The 15,966-nt window shown below is 41.8% G+C and carries 10 protein-coding genes; 3 read left to right on the top strand and 7 right to left on the bottom strand.

The genetic code is table 11. From position 1 onward, the window contains the following. Window positions 1–90: 90 nt before the first annotated feature. From BN161_RS05755 to BN161_RS05730, 6 genes are all read right to left on the bottom strand, one after another. Complete coding sequence (locus BN161_RS05755; RefSeq protein ID WP_052356188.1) at window positions 91–1,722, bottom strand: hypothetical protein; 1,632 nt, start codon at window positions 1,720–1,722, stop codon at window positions 91–93. Window positions 1,723–2,471: 749 nt separating this feature from the next. Beyond that, the gene (locus tag BN161_RS05750) at window positions 2,472–4,022 is read right to left on the bottom strand and encodes a vitamin K epoxide reductase family protein (RefSeq protein ID WP_044263745.1); all 1,551 of its coding nucleotides are present in this window, start codon (window positions 4,020–4,022) and stop codon (window positions 2,472–2,474) included. A 39-nt stretch (window positions 4,023–4,061) separates the two neighbouring features. After that, window positions 4,062–4,451, bottom strand: a complete 390-nt coding sequence (locus tag BN161_RS05745; RefSeq protein ID WP_044263743.1) for a DUF3244 domain-containing protein — start codon at window positions 4,449–4,451, stop codon at window positions 4,062–4,064. Between the two features lie 122 nt (window positions 4,452–4,573). Next, entirely contained in the window at window positions 4,574–6,274 is a 1,701-nt protein-coding gene (locus BN161_RS05740) for a tetratricopeptide repeat protein (RefSeq protein WP_044263795.1), read from the bottom strand. 142 nt (window positions 6,275–6,416) lie between these two features. Continuing rightward, window positions 6,417–7,922: an ATP-binding protein gene (locus tag BN161_RS05735; protein ID WP_044263740.1), complete on the bottom strand. Its 1,506-nt coding sequence runs from the start codon at window positions 7,920–7,922 to the stop codon at window positions 6,417–6,419. Between the two features lie 266 nt (window positions 7,923–8,188). Continuing rightward, window positions 8,189–9,862: a nucleoside kinase gene (locus BN161_RS05730; RefSeq protein WP_007211917.1), complete on the bottom strand. Its 1,674-nt coding sequence runs from the start codon at window positions 9,860–9,862 to the stop codon at window positions 8,189–8,191. Window positions 9,863–9,943: 81 nt separating this feature from the next. On the opposite strand from BN161_RS05730, the gene BN161_RS05725 reads away from it, so the two are divergent. Continuing rightward, window positions 9,944–11,641 (top strand): Na/Pi cotransporter family protein, encoded by a 1,698-nt coding sequence (locus BN161_RS05725; protein ID WP_044263736.1) that lies wholly within the window; start codon window positions 9,944–9,946, stop codon window positions 11,639–11,641. On the opposite strand, the gene rd is transcribed toward BN161_RS05725, so the two are convergent. Beyond that, window positions 11,638–11,799 carry a rubredoxin gene (rd, locus tag BN161_RS05720; RefSeq protein WP_007211919.1) on the bottom strand — a complete coding sequence of 54 codons (162 nt, stop codon included), beginning with the start codon at window positions 11,797–11,799 and terminating at the stop codon, window positions 11,638–11,640. The two genes, BN161_RS05725 and rd, sit on opposite strands and share 4 nt — an antisense overlap. A 112-nt stretch (window positions 11,800–11,911) precedes the next feature. Here rd and BN161_RS05715 point away from each other — a divergent pair, with 112 nt between their 5' ends. Beyond that, on the top strand, window positions 11,912–13,207 hold the full coding sequence (locus BN161_RS05715) for a PAS domain-containing sensor histidine kinase (protein WP_044263734.1): 1,296 nt from the start codon (window positions 11,912–11,914) through the stop codon (window positions 13,205–13,207). Between the two features lie 74 nt (window positions 13,208–13,281). Then, window positions 13,282–15,966 carry a calcium-translocating P-type ATPase, PMCA-type gene (locus BN161_RS05710; protein WP_044263732.1) on the top strand — a complete coding sequence of 895 codons (2,685 nt, stop codon included), beginning with the start codon at window positions 13,282–13,284 and terminating at the stop codon, window positions 15,964–15,966.

Below are 15,966 nucleotides of genomic sequence, written 5' to 3'. Positions count from 1 at the left end.
GGCTTTTATCCTGATAGAGTGTATCAAAAGTGTATCATTTCGCTTTATATGATGCATTTTACGCTTATATTCCCCTTAAGAGTGCTCGATTTAATAGTTTTTAAGAAATACTTTTAGCTTGTTTGTACCCGATGGGCAGCCTGCCTTTTTTAGGATTTCTTTTTCTTTTCTGTAGATCGTATTTCGCGTTTGCCCTATTATGTATTCTAAGTGGGCAATTGGAAAATCAGTCAAAAGAAGACAACACAGGTGTATTTCTTCTTTCTCCAATTCACACTGAATTCTCAGTCGGGTGATGGCTTTATCCCAACGTATGTCGGTTTCAACAATGAAACGCTGCCAGTCGTCATCGTTTAACTGTTCTTCTGATTTATCGTATTTTTTGTAAGAGTTAATAATCCTTTCTACTTTTGAGTAAACCTCTGAATGTTCAAGAGCTTCTTTTGCCAACGCGCTTCGTTCTCTCGTTAAAGCATCAAGTTCTTGTTGTAGCTTTTTCTTTTTCTCTTCATTGTTATGCTGCTGGTTAATATCCTTTTGTAGGGAGGTTATTTCAGCTTCTTTTTGGGTGAGTTCTTTTTTAAGTTGTATGTACTTCTGTTGCAAGTCTTGTTGCTCTTTCTCCAAAATAGATTGTTTTTGCTCAATGTGCTGTGCCTTTTGTTGGCTTCTTCTTATTAGTACGGCATAGACAATTCCGATGATACAGATGAGCAGAACACTGACCACTATTAAAATATACAGTTTGTTGCTTTGCTGACCTAAGTTGTTGGTATATTGCTGTTTTGCTACCTCTTTTTCTGCCATAAGGATGTCGTTGCTTTGTTTTGACAAATGCAGACTATCCAGGTAGAGCGTATACTTCTCTGTCAGCGCCAGTGATCTGTCCAAATCTCCTTGCACTTTGGCTATCTCTGCCAGACGCATATAGGCGCTGGCTTTGGTGCCATATCCTGTGCTCGATAGGCTTTTATTGATGTATATAGTAGCGGAATCATATTGTCCGGCTTTAAAATAAGCGTCACCTAAAAGCAGAAAGGCTCTATAATGCTGTGCGGTGTCGCTTCGCAACGATATATTTAGTTTGGCATAGTGAATGGCTTTTTTATTTAGTTCCATACTATTGTATAATGAGCTGAGTGCGGCAGCTATATCTGCCTGTAACCGTTTATAATTGGGCGTATTTGTCATATCAAGTGCCTTCAATAATTTTTTTTCCGCTTTGGGGTAATATAATATTCCTCTTTTTATATTTATCTTTCCTTGAAATGACAGTGCTTCTGCCCAAAGGCTTGTGTCATTTTGCTGTATTGCTAGTTGCTCGGTTAACTGATAGATGGAGTCAGCTTGCTCTAATAGGTCTTGCAGGTAATACAGGTAGCCTGCATGATTGTATATTAATCCCTGTAGTTTTGGGTTTCCGGCCTTTTTGGCAAGTGGAATTGCTGTCAGATATTCCTGAACTGCTTCTCCGCACAAATTTGCATCCCTATATATGCACCCTTTGTAATAATGAGCTTTAGCCTGCATAGGTATATCCCCAACAGAATCGTAATACTGTACTGCGATCCGTATCAGTGAATCATCAGTTTGCACGATATAATTTTTGTCTCTTGCTTGTGTCAGCAATAAAGCATAGTAAGCTTGGGCCGCCTGCGTGCCCAGTCGTTGTGGTTCTATACTTTCCAGTATGTGCAAGGCGCTGTCCGGATACTCTTCCATCACTGAATCTGTTTGTACCAACAAGGCGTAAGATTGGTGGCGTTGAGTACATGAAGTGGATGAAAGAAATCCTAGCAGCCATATTATGATATAGAATGTTCGTTTCATTTTGGTCGTTGTAAGGTTGGTTAAATGCAAAAGTATCTTTTTTTTAGAAATATGACTAATTTAATTGCACCTATTTTGAGAATACTATTGAAATAATTGCATTTTGTCATTTTGTGTTTTTAATTAGCTGAGAATGCTTTATTCCTGTACGGTTGCTCATTGTGGCGGAAATATGGAAGTAAAAATAAGCAAATGCCAGGTTGATAGTGTGATATCGAAATGCTTACATTTATTATAGAACTCAAAGTACCTTAAAAAGTACACTAATAGGTGAAAGTTATGATACAAATAGGTCCGCTACCTATAAGTAGTAACCTTTTTACCCGTAAGTAGTAACCCTTTTGCCTATAAGTAGTAACCTTATTGACCGTAAGTAGTAACCCTTTTCTGCATAAAGAGCTTTCTAATCTGCAAGTATATGCAATAATGGGGTATCTTTATGCTCTATTTATTCGTAGAATACTCTGGAATGTAAATTTAGAAACTGATGTGTGTTACTTAAAATGTGGATATGCTGTCGTTCTGAACGTAAAAAAATCGATGTTGTGTCTTTTATGTATTTGAAAGCTGTCTTCCTTTATAAGTGTAAATTTAGCCGCCGCTATCTGACACGGCAGCTAAATTTATAGGACCTGTTCCCTTTATTTATCGGTGGCAGGCGTTAGCAAGTATTTCAACTCTTCCAATTGATAAACGCTTGGCATATAATGTCCGTTGATGACAACTGACGGAGTATGACTGATGTTATTCCGTTCGCAGTACTCTTGTTGTTGTCTCCAAAGCAGTTGTGCAACATCGTTAATATTGTATCTCTCTACATCAGGTATCTCTTGAACTTCAAACCATACTTCCAGCAAGTAAGTAGCTTTGTCCCAGCCTTCTGAGAGGTAAGCGCTGAGAATGGTTTGTGCTATATGTGCGCCCAGGCGGTCGTTTGTATAGATAACCAGTGAGATGGATATGTCTGCTGATATTTCCCGGATATGGTGATGTACTTTGGCACACGCTTTACAATTGGGGTTTACCACTACCATTAACCTGTCTTTTGTGCTATCGGCAGAGTTATGCAGAGCTATATCCGGGTGGATCATCGTTCTGACTTTAGGTTTCAAAGCCAGGAGTTTCTGAAAAGTGATCGGATTGAGCAGACCGGATAGCTTGTTTTTCAGAAAGTGTTTCTCTTTGTCCGAAGAAACAAGTGCTTTAGCCTGTATCCAGAAAATTATGCAGATAGTGCTGACTGCAATCATTGAAAAGAGAATCCGTATTGAAAACCTCCATTCAAAGTTATTCCTTATGATATAAAGCGCCACGGCAGTCAGCCAGACCGAGAAGGTGGTGAGCATGCAAAACAGGCACGCTTTACGAATAAAGAATATCTGATATACGATGGAGTATAAAGTGAATGCAATTGCAATGAAAACAGACAGGGCTGCCAGAAGATGGAATTCCTTTGGGCAGACAGCTGTGAAAAAGAACATGGTTGTGAAATACATCCACGATAATTCTCCAATACCTATTCCTGCAATATTTGCACCTTTGGATTTGAGTACCTCATTACAATCTATAACTTTCCCTATGTGGCAGAATCGGTGTAGAAAGTGATTATCTACCATTTCTTTGTATAGAATGATAGTAGAGATGAGAATACCACAGACCAGCGCGGAAAGATAAAGTGGTAATCCTGTGGGGTAGTTTCTACTCCAGATTGAAGAAAAAACTAAGAGGACCGATATAATTCCCGCAATCAGTATCCTATGTTGCCGGCACATATAATGAATATTGCTAAGCAAGCAGTGAGATTCACAGACTGTTTTCGAAGTTGTCTCGCCAAATAGGACAGTTCCTGTCCACTGGTGCGCAAATAGCTTTCTGCTTATGGGCATGTGGCTGACCTCGGCAGTCGTGATGATGAGCCGGTCCGGTTCTATCTTTTCGACAAGGCAGAATATGGAATGGCTTGTTTCCAATTGGGTGATAAACGGACCGTGCAACTTCTCCAGATACTTCGGTTGAAGTTGGTAAACTACGTTATTTACATGAAGTGCGTCTAAGGCATCGCTGATACCTTGCATCGTGTTGCCCAACGGATTGTCGAGCAAACGGCATACGGTAGCCCTGCTCACTTTTACGGTCAGTGACCGTAAAAAGTGATGGACTACTTCACTGGTGGCATTGTCAACTCCCAGCATAGTCTTGATTTATAGTTAAAGTTTAGGTTAGGTTCTTTGTTAAAGTGTAAAGTTTCCGCTCAACCGGGCTTCTCCCAGTTCAATTACCAGGTAGTATTCTCCCGGCTCTGTTGCGTTTAAATCAATAGTGATAAGCGTAGGATGAATACTTGCTCCGGAATAAACATTTACCCCGGAGGCGTCTGTAATTGTAATACTTGCCTTAGGCGTATCACAGTTGAAAACTACAGTGACCATATCATTATTAATATAGGTACTGGCGGGTTGGATAATGATGTTTCTGGCTACAGGACCACCTTCTTTAGAACCTGCTGGAAACAGAGGAATCTCTCTTTCATCATCATCGGTCATTGTAAAATGCTGGGCATGCAAAGGTGTGCTACCCATAACTACCGCTAATACAAAAAATGCAAATAATAACTTCTTCATAAGATATACTTTTAATTTGTTATGACGGTGGCAAATTTAGAGAGAATTTATCCAATAAAAGTGTATAAAAAGTGTAGAAATGTAGGGGATCGTCTTGTCATTGGAGCCTTTTCACCTTATTCTTATAGAAACTGTTTTAAGAAATCCCGGAGTGAAATAGATTTATCAGTGCATTTCATCTTTTGCTCCAGTATTCTTTTACCCTTTTTATATATGGCATCCCTGCTACATTCCATTAGATATCTGAAATGACTGGTGGGTATGTCTGTTAAAAGCAGACAACAAAGGTGTATCTCATCTTGAGACAAAGGATACTTTGCGGCCAAGCGGATAGTAATATCATTCCAGCGTATATCAGTTTCTGCTATTAACTGTTTCCAGTCTTCCTCATCGAAATGCTCATCCGATTTATCGGTTTTTTTATATGATTGGATGATACGTTTCATTTTTACACATACTTCGGAATGTTCATAAGATTCTTTCAATAATGCTTGCCGCTCTGTTTTTAAGGTGTATAGCTCTTCTTTTAAGCTTTGCTTTTCAGTTTGGCTATAGCTATGTTGCGCTATCTCCTTTTGTAGAAAACTGATTTGCTCATTCTTCTGTCGTAACACTTCTTCTAGCTTTTTACCCATTTCTATTTCTTTTTGTTTGTAATAGTTTACTTTCTTCTTGTAGCACTTTAATAATACAAGAAATAATGCAAGAAAAAACGCGGTTCCTGTGGTTATATAATAATAAAGTTGTCCTAAGTTTGTTTTAAACTCCGACTGTTTGTGTTGTATTAGTATATTTTTCTCGGTTGTGACGATTGCGGCACTTTGCTGCTTTTGTTGGGCACTATCCAGATGAGCGGAATATTTTCTTTCCATTTCGAGTGCTTTTTCTATATTTCCTTGCTTTTGGGCAATATCAGCTAAACGCATGTATGCGCCTGCCTTTGTATAATTGTCATCACTACATAGGCTTTTATTTAAGAATATTGAAGCCGAATCATATTGTGATACTTTATAGTAAGCTTCTCCCAGAATTAAGAAATCCCTGTATGCCACATTGGGATTATCTTGGTTAATAATATTTAGTTTGGCATATTTGACAGCTTTCTCTCCCATATTCATGCGTCCATATAATAGGCTTAACGAATAAGCGGTTTTAGCTATCATACTTTTTTGAGCGATATGGCATGATATTTTAAATGCAGTGAGTATTTTTTGTTCAGCTTCGTCGTAGTACTTTTTTCCTCTATTAATATCAATCATACCTCGTTGTGATAATACATCTGCCCATAAGTTAGAGTCTTTTTCTTGGATAGCCAGCTTTTCTGTGATTTGATAGATTGAGTCTGCCTGTTCATTTAACCTTTGTGAAAGATATAGATTGGCTATATTATTATATATATATCCGGTTAATTTGTTGTCATTAGCCTTCTTGGAATAGGCTATGGCTTTAAAGAATTCTTTCAGGGCTTCGGGATGCTTGTCTTTGTCTCTCCATATACAACCTAAGTAATAATATGACTTTGCCTGCATAGGTGTATTTTTAGTGGAGTCGTAGTATTGTACTGCAATACGTATCAGTGAATCTTCCGTTTGTTGTATGAAGTTCTTGTCCTTGACTTCTGTCAACAGTAGTGCATGGTATGCCCGATCTTCTAATGAGTTAAGTTCTTCCGGTTGAATCTTTTCTAAAAAATGTAAAGCGCTGTCCGGGAACTTCTGCATGAGAGAATCAGCTTGTAAAAGTTGGGCGTTCGGACTGGAACGGGTACAGGCCGCTAATATGCAATATATAAGTAATAGTGCAGTTAAGATGTTGGTTTTCATTGGTTTATCGTTTATTGTTGCAGCTTGCAAAAATACCCGTTTCTAATGATAAAACAATGTAATGTCGGTCTGTAAAATGAATAACCCCCTATTTATGAACTAAAGTTCATAAATAGGGGGTATTGAGTTAAGGTATGTTTTTTCAGGTATGTAACTCCAGAACAAAGCGGCAACCTTTGGTATAGCTACTGTCCAATGTCAGGCTACCATTCATTTTTGTGGCAATCAGAGAGCAAATGGGTAATCCTAAACCATCCCCTTCTGTAAGGTCTTTCACTTTGGTGAAAGGTTTGAACAAGTCTGCTTGTTCCTCTTCGGCAATACCACTTCCCGTATCACTGACAATAAATTGGTGGGTGTGTGCTCCGCGCTTTTTAAAGTCTAACCAGATTTTACCACCTTCAGGGGTAAACTCGGCTGCATTATTCAGCAAATGGAGAAGAATACGTTCAAGTTGCTCCGGATTGGTCTTGACGCTGAGTTTCGGTGCGTTCACGGCAGTAGCTATGTCTGACTTCAAGCCGCTTTTGATCTTATCCATAACACTTTCACAGAAAGTATTAATATTGATTTCACGCATTTCGTAAGCCTCAGAGAGTGTACTTTCCAAATCGGACAACTCCTGAATGTGTTCAGCAAAGCCTTTCAGCGCACGGACGCCCGGTAAGGTAGTATCCAGAGTATTCAGTGTCGGCTCCATTTGTGAGGAGATATTCTGGATAAACTTAGTTTTCAGTTCATTGTGCTCATTGGCTATCTGGATAGCTTTCTTTTGCTTCCGGGTAAGAAGGACAAAACGCAGCAATACGACACCGGCTAATACCAGCGCGGCGGCCAGTAGCCCGGCAAGGATGCAAAGGCCGATGATAATGTACTGTTTGGCAGAGAGTGAGCTGTCTTTTTCCTCGATAGTTTGCAGGCTATCGTCATATTTACGTTTCAGCACGTTCAACTCATCCTGGGCAGTAAGAGCTTTTACAGAGTCAGTCCAAAGGATATATTTGTCGTACGTACGGGCTACCAGTCCGGCATTGTTTGCTTTACGGGCAATATCGATCAGGGTTTTATATGACTCGTCTACCTTTGCATAATTCTTCTGTTCCTTATATTGACCGATCAGACGGTTGATATAAGCGTCCCCTTGCGAGTTCATCCCAAAGGTATAGTAGTAATTGGCCTGGGTATAAAGCAAATCATTGCTGAGTGAATCATTTTTTGCTGCTTTGGCTGTCTCTTCCAATTTGACCAGTTGTTCTTTGGCACGGGCGGGATTCTTGAGGTTGATATACATTTGCAGGCGTTCCTTGTTGATACGGAAACGTAGGTCGGGCATCGTCTTGCCACTTTTCTGCTCACCGTCTGTAACCAATAGTTCAGCACCGCGCAACAGTTCAAAAGCTTCTTTATAATAGTTTTCCCGATGGTAGAGGGCACTGGCGTTGACGCCACATTCCACTGCTTTGTCATACTTTGCCTGGGAGGAGAAAGCATTGTAAGCCTGAAGGAAAAGATAGCGGGCTTTGATATATTCTTTTTTTGCGAGATTTTCCTGTGCCTGTTTCATCAGTTCATCGGCACGGTTCTGTGAATAGGCTTGACTGCAAATGCAGAAAGCGGCTAAGAAGAGTAGGGTAATTATCTTTCTCATATATGATTCATTTTATTTGCTTACAAAGTTAAGACATTCTTCTGTAGGTTGTACAAGAAAAGTGCTTAAAAACTTGGTTTGGCTCATTTTTTGGGTGATTAGGGTACATGAAATTATATTCAGCTCCGTATTATCTCCGTATGATCTCCGTACCGGCTCCGTGTTATCTCCGTATCCGCTCCGTACCTTCTCCGTACCATAGAGTACGGAGCAACTACGGAGCGGGTACGGTGCAGGTACGGCTCGGGTAGGACAGATGTCAGGGATTAGTATTTGAAACTGCTTCCTCCCAAGAACTCACGCAGAAGTGATGTCGGCGGGATTTCCTTATCTTGTACCGGAGTAAAGTATTTGATGAATTTCAGCAACCGGTATGCTTCGGCATACTCCGGGCAGTTGCGTGGGACGCTGGTCAGTATCGGTTCAGCGTGGCAGCGCAGTACGGCAAATTCAAACAGTAGCGCTGAGTTGAACATTACATCAGCATTTTCCTGATAAGGGAAGATCCATTTGTCTTCTCCGGCTCGTACACTGGGCCAACGGGAAATAGTCTCCCGCGCCGAGTAACCACGGTAATTGAAGTCGCGGATGATACGGCGCAACAAACGGTTGTCTGTTGTGGGAATCCAGTTGTGATCGTCCAGAGAAATGGTAGTCAGGGCAGATACATAGATCTTATATTTGTTTTCTGCCGGTATCTGCGGAGTGAGTTCCGGGTTCAATGCATGAATACCTTCCAGGATGAGGATGGTATGTTCGTCAATCCGTAACTTGTCCCCTTTGTATTCCCGTTGTCCGGTAGAGAAGTTGAAGCTCGGTAGATCAATTTCTTCGCCTCTCAACAAAGCTTTCAGGTCTTCCTCGAACTTTTTGAGATCGAGTGCATACAACGATTCGTAGTCATAATCTCCGTTAGCGTCTCTCGGAGTGTCTTCGCGGTTCACAAAGTAATTGTCCAGGGCGATGGGGTATGGGCGAAGTCCATTTGTCATAAGTTGTACGGAAAGACGCTTGCTGAAGGTGGTCTTACCTGAAGAGGACGGACCGGAGATAAGTACCAGTTTTACGCGGTTGCCATTTTCGCCCCGATTATAGATATCATCGGCAATCTGGGCTATCTTTTTCTCTTGCAGTGCTTCTGCCACGTTGATTAAATCGGTGGCATGTCCTTCTTCACAGGCGAGATTAAAGTCACCGACATTGCTTAATCCCATGATATAATTCCAACGCAGATGTTCCTTAAATACATCCAGCATTTTTTCCTGCTTGACGACTTCTTCCAATACATTAGGATTTTGCCTGTTGGGAATGCGAAGCAACAGCCCATCGTAATATTTCACAATGTCGAACAGCCAGATAAAGCCGGTGCTGGGCAGTAGATTACCATAATAATAATCAATCGTATCTTCTAATGAATAATAATAGGTATAGATAGAGCCGGAAGTTTCCAGCAACTTTACTTTGTCTGTCATCCCCCGTTCATTAAAGATGCGCACGGCTTCAGTTGTGTGGCATTCTGTGCGGCGGTATGTGATGTTTTTGTCTATGATTTCCTGCATGCGCTTTTTAATGGCGGATACATCTTCCAGCGTAATTGTGCGTCCAATGCGCAAGTTGCAGAAGTAGCCTTTGGATACAGGGTGTTCTACAAATAGTTTGCCGTCCGGAAACAATTCGTTGACAGCTTTGTACAGTACAAAGCAAAGACTGCGCACATACGTCCGCAAACCGGAAGAGTCGCGTATATCGAGGAATTCTACATCTTTATTATTGTATACCCGGAAGTTCAGCCCTTCGGATCGGTTATTAACTTTTGCACTGACAACCTGATAGGGGAAATTAAGATTAAAACCGTAATAAATATCCAAAAGTGAACTCCCGATGGGGAATTCTTTAGAAATATTATTATTTTTGCAACAAATTTGTAACATGTGTTTCATGACGTCTCCTTTTTAGGTGATTAATACGTTAAATATAGATATAATAACAGATGTGGCATAAAACCTTCTAATTAATTAAAGATGGAATATTCTTTTTATGATTTTTTAAAGCTGCTTGGCTCGCTGGCATTATTCCTGTACGGAATGAAGATAATGAGTGAAGGACTTCAAAAGTTTGCCGGTGACAGGCTCCGGAAAATTCTAACGGCAATGACTACCAACCGGGTAACCGGTGTACTGACGGGTGTGCTGATCACGGCACTGATTCAATCCTCTTCCGCAACTACCGTTATGGTAGTGAGTTTTGTAAACGCCGGACTGTTAACTTTATCCCAATCCATCGGCGTAATAATGGGAGCCAATATCGGTACTACTGTTACAGCATGGATTATTTCTGCGTTAGGTTTCAAAGTTGATATAGCAGCTTTCGCACTTCCTCTACTGGCCTTCGGCATTCCTCTTCTCTTCTCTCAAAAAAGTCATCGTAAGTCTATCGGCGAATTTATTTTCGGTTTCTCTTTCCTCTTTATGGGACTTTCCATGCTGCAATCCAATGCGCCGGATTTGAAAGCAAATCCGGAAATGTTGGCCTTTGTGCAAAGCTATACCGATATGGGATATATTTCTATTCTGTTGTTTGTGTTTATCGGTACTATTCTGACTATGGTTGTACAGGCATCGGCAGCAACGATGGCAATTACGCTTATCATGTGTGCTAATGGCTGGATTAGCTTTGAATTGGGTGCTGCATTGGTATTGGGAGAGAATATAGGTACCACTATTACTGCCAATCTTGCCGCATTGACCGGTAATACGCAGGCGAGGAGGGCTGCATTGGCTCACTTGGTGTTCAATGTCTTCGGTGTTATTTGGGTACTCTGTCTGTTCGCTCCGTTTACGAGTGCCGTATCCTGGTTTGTGGAAAACGTGATGGGAACGAAAGATCCTGCCGTAGCTGTTTCATTTAAGTTATCGGCTTTCCATACTTGCTTTAATATCTGCAATGTATTGCTGCTGATCTGGTTTGTAAAACTGATAGAGCGTACGGTTTGTGCCATCATTCCGCAGAAAGAAGCTGACGAGGAATATCGTCTCCGCTTCATTTCCGGTGGTATGCTTTCTACAGCGGAGCTTTCCATTTTGCAGGCACGCAAGGAAATTCATCTGTTTGCGGAACGTACTCACCGTATGTTCAATATGGTACAGGACTTGTTGCATACGGATAAGGACGATGATTATAATAAGCTGTTCAGCCGTATCGAAAAATATGAGAATATCAGTGATAATATGGAGTTGGAGATAGCCAATTATCTGAACCAAGTGTCTGACGGGCGTTTGAGTTCGGAGAGTAAGCTTCAGATTCGTGCAATGCTTCGTGAAGTAACTGAAATTGAGAGTATCGGTGATAGCTGTTATAATCTTGCGCGTACTATTAATCGCAAGCGTCAGACTAATCAGGACTTCACGGAAAAGCAATATGACCATATTCACTTTATGATGAAACTGACGGATGATGCGTTGGCACAGATGATTGTCGTTGTAGAGCGTTCCGAACACCAAAGCATCGACGTGAATAAGTCATTCAATATTGAGAATGAAATTAATAACTATCGCAATCAGCTGAAGAATCAGAATATTCTGGATGTGAATAACAAGGAATATGATTATCAGATGGGCGTTTACTATATGGACATTATCGCCGAGTGTGAGAAACTGGGTGATTATGTGGTGAATGTAGTAGAGGCAAGCAGTGATGTAAAAGAAAAGAAAGCGTCTTAGGACGCTTTCTCAAATTCTTCTTTTCCAACTCCGCATAGCGGGCAAACCCAATCTTCAGGAAGATCTTCAAACGATGTTCCCGGCTCGATGCCGTTTTCAGGATCGCCCAATTCAGGGTCGTAAACGTAGTCACAAACGGTGCAAATGTACTTGTCCATAAAACTATTTTTTAGGTTTTCTGTATAAATAACAATAAATCCCGCCATTTTGTTTCCGGTTTTGATTTGAAAGAGATATATTTGTTTTGTATTTATTGTAAATGAACTCTTTATGACGATACTAATTCTGGTCGGTATGGCGGTGCTTGTAGGAGTACTGTTGCTATATGTATTTGAACTCGGTAGAAGTAGAAGCCTGCTGCTTAAAGCGGGAAATGCCAGGAAAGCATTACGCGGTTCCGAAGAACTGTTCCGTTCTATTATGCAAAATGTCCATGCTTTTATTCTTTTGATAGACAGGGATTTTGTTGTTATCCGGACGAATTACTATGATATCACCAAAGCCCGTAAGCCGGAAGGCAGATTACCCCGTGTGGGAGATTTGCTGCGTTGTAATAACGCATTGTCCGCCGAAGGGGGATGCGGAACGCATGAACTTTGCGGCAGTTGCCCTATCCGGAGAAAGATAGAAGAGACTTATCGTGCGAAAAGTAGTTTTACGGACTTGGAGGCTACACTCAATATAAGGGATAGGCGAGGAGAGGTCTCAGTATGTGATACGTATATTTCCGGCGAATATATGGAGATAGATGACAAGGAAGGCATGGTAATTACTGTACATGATATTACACGCTTGAAAAAAGCCGAAGTGGAATTGTATAAAGCCCGTGAAAAAGCGGAGAATGCAGATCGCTCCAAATCTGCTTTTCTTGCCAATATGAGTCATGAGATACGTACACCGTTGAATGCCATTGTCGGCTTCTCCGAATTGCTGGCTTCTGCCGATACGGAAGAGGAGAAGACGCAGTTTCTGGAAATAGTACATTCTAATAACGAGTTGTTGCAGCAGTTGATTGCTGATATTCTTGACCTTTCAAAAATAGAAGCGGGTACATTGGAGTTTACGTTCTCTGAGGTGGACGTCAAGCAACTGATGCTTGATATAGAACAATTGTTCCGTATGAGACTGGAAGATAAATCTGCTGTTATTCAGATAATCAGGGAAACGCCTTCTGATGAATGTATTATGTATACAGACAGAAACCGTTTGCAACAAGTGATTTCCAATTTTATGACCAATGCTGTGAAGTTTACAGATGAGGGAAGTATTGCTTTTGGCTATAATAATTGTGCTGAAGGTCTTTATTTCTATGTGAAGGATACCGGAAGCGGTATCCCGGAGGATAAGGTCAATCATATTTTTGAACGCTTTGTTCGGGTAGAGCAAAATAAGAAAGGTACCGGTCTGGGGCTGGCTATCTGCGAAATGATTGTCCGTAAATTGGGTGGTAAGATTGGTGTGGAATCTGAATATGGTAAGGGATCCACGTTCTGGTTTACCCTCCCGATTAATGGACGCCGGATAAAGGAGCAAGGCACGGAGATTGATGGCAAGACTAACCTATAAAAAGATTTAATAACATTCGCTATCCCAAATTAATATTGTACTTTTGTGGCTCTTAATTAAAGCTAACAATTTGCATGACTGCAATGAAGGATGATTTTTATCATGGCGGACTTACTGACGACGAAGTAAGAAAAAGCCGCGAAAAGTACGGAGTCAATCTGTTAACGCCCCCCAAGCGTCCCTCCCTGTGGAAGTTATATCTTGAAAAGTTTGAGGATCCTGTTGTCAGGGTGCTTTTAGTGGCTGCGCTATTTTCTTTGATCATCTCGATCGTAGAGAATGAATATGCCGAGACAATCGGTATTATTGCCGCTATATTGCTGGCTACGGGAATCGGTTTCTTCTTTGAATATGACGCCAATAAAAAATTTGATCTGCTGAATGCGGTAAATGAGGAAACTTTGGTGAAAGTTATCCGTAATGGTCGTGTGCAGGAAATTCCTCGGAAAGATGTGGTGGTAGGAGATATTATTGTCCTGGAAACAGGAGAAGAAATACCAGCTGACGGTGAACTGCTGGAAGCCATATCTTTGCAGGTTAATGAATCAAATCTGACCGGTGAGCCCGTTATAAATAAAACGATTGTAGAAGCGGATTTTGATGAAGAAGCTACGTATGCTTCCAATCGTGTGCTGCGTGGTACTACCGTTGTGGACGGTCATGGGACAATGCGGGTGCTCAGTGTGGGCGATGATACGGAAATCGGAAAAGTGGCCCGACAAAGTACGGAACAGAGTACGGAACCTACTCCCCTGAACATACAGCTTACCAAACTTGCCAATCTGATTGGAAAGATCGGCTTCTCGGTGGCCGGACTGGCATTTGCCATTTTCTTTATTAAAGATGTAATACTGGTATATCCTTTTTCAACCTTCCACACTTTTGCAGACTGGCTTCCGGCATTGAAAGCTACCCTGCAATACTTTATGATGGCAGTAACCCTGATTGTGGTTGCGGTACCCGAAGGGTTGCCGATGAGTGTGACGCTCAGTCTGGCATTGAATATGCGCCGTATGCTTTCTACCAATAATCTGGTTCGCAAAATGCATGCTTGCGAGACGATGGGGGCAATTACAGTGATTTGTACGGATAAGACGGGTACATTGACTCAGAATCTGATGCAAGTTTATGAGCCGAGCTTCTATGGTTTGAAAAATGGCGGAGAAGTCGGTGAAGATGATATCAGCAAACTGGTGGTAGAAGGTATCAGTGCCAATTCTACTGCTTTTCTGGAAGAAATAGCCGAAGGTGAAAAACCGAAAGGAGTCGGAAACCCGACAGAGGTAGCCTTGCTCTTATGGTTGAATAGCAGGAATCGGGATTATCTGGAATTACGTGAGAATGCTCCGGTTGTGGATCAGTTGACTTTCTCTACCGAACGTAAATTCATGGCGACTTTGGTGAAGTCTCCTTTGATGGGTAAGAAGGTATTGTACGTGAAAGGTGCTCCTGAAATTGTTTTAGGCAAATGTAAGGATGTTATTCTGGACGGCAAACGGGTAGATGCGGTAGAGTATCGCTCTACGGTAGAAAAACAATTGCTGGGTTATCAGAATATGGCGATGCGTACTCTTGGTTTTGCTTTCAAGATCGTGGAGGATACGGATACAAGGGATTGTGTGGAATTGGTTGCCGATCATGATTTGTCATTCCTGGGTGTGGTTGCTATCAGTGACCCTATCCGTCAGGATGTGCCTGCGGCAGTTGCGAAATGCCAGTCGGCCGGTATCGATATCAAGATTGTTACGGGAGATACACCGGGGACGGCTACGGAAATAGCACGCCAGATTGGTTTGTGGAAACCGGAAGATACGGAACGTAACCGGATAACAGGAGCTGCCTTTGCAGAACTGACAGATGAAGAAGCACTGGACCGTGTGATGGACCTGAAAATTATGTCGCGTGCGCGTCCTACAGACAAGCAACGTCTGGTGCAGTTGTTACAACAAAAAGGTGCAGTGGTAGCCGTAACGGGAGACGGTACGAATGATGCTCCTGCACTGAATCATGCACAGGTGGGGCTTTCTATGGGTACGGGAACGTCTGTGGCCAAGGAAGCCAGTGACATAACCTTGCTTGACGATTCCTTCAATAGTATCGGTACTGCCGTGATGTGGGGACGCTCGCTATACAAGAATATCCAGCGCTTCATTGTTTTCCAGTTGACTATCAATTTCGTGGCTTTGCTTATCGTTTTGCTAGGCTCGTTGATAGGTACGGAATTACCGCTTACTGTAACTCAAATGTTGTGGGTAAATCTTATTATGGATACTTTTGCTGCTTTGGCTCTGGCTTCTATTCCGCCCAGCGAGAGTGTTATGCAAGAGAAACCGCGCAGTAGCGGTGACTTTATTATTTCGAAAGCCATGCGCTCCTATATTTTAGGTGTAGGTGGCGCTTTCCTGATTATACTGATGGGAATGTTGTACTGGTTTAACCATGCCGAGGGCGGCATGACACCGGAACGTTTGACCATATTCTTCACATTCTTCGTGATGCTGCAATTCTGGAACCTTTTCAATGCGCGTGTGTTTGGTACTACAGACTCCGCTTTCAAAGGGATTTCCAAATCGTATGGTATGGAACTGATAGTACTTGCTATCCTGGTAGGACAGTTCCTTATTGTACAGTTCGGTGGTGCCGTATTCCGTACTGTGCCGCTTGATTTAGTCACTTGGGTGATTATTATTGCTTCCACTTCATTGGTATTATGGGTGGGCGAGGCGATACGTTTCATCCGACGTTTAACTCAGAAATAA

Origin of the sequence: Bacteroides timonensis (assembly GCF_000513195.1) — a bacterium.
GTDB lineage: Bacteria > Bacteroidota > Bacteroidia > Bacteroidales > Bacteroidaceae > Bacteroides > Bacteroides timonensis.
This window is presented reverse-complemented; position numbering and strand designations above follow the sequence as displayed.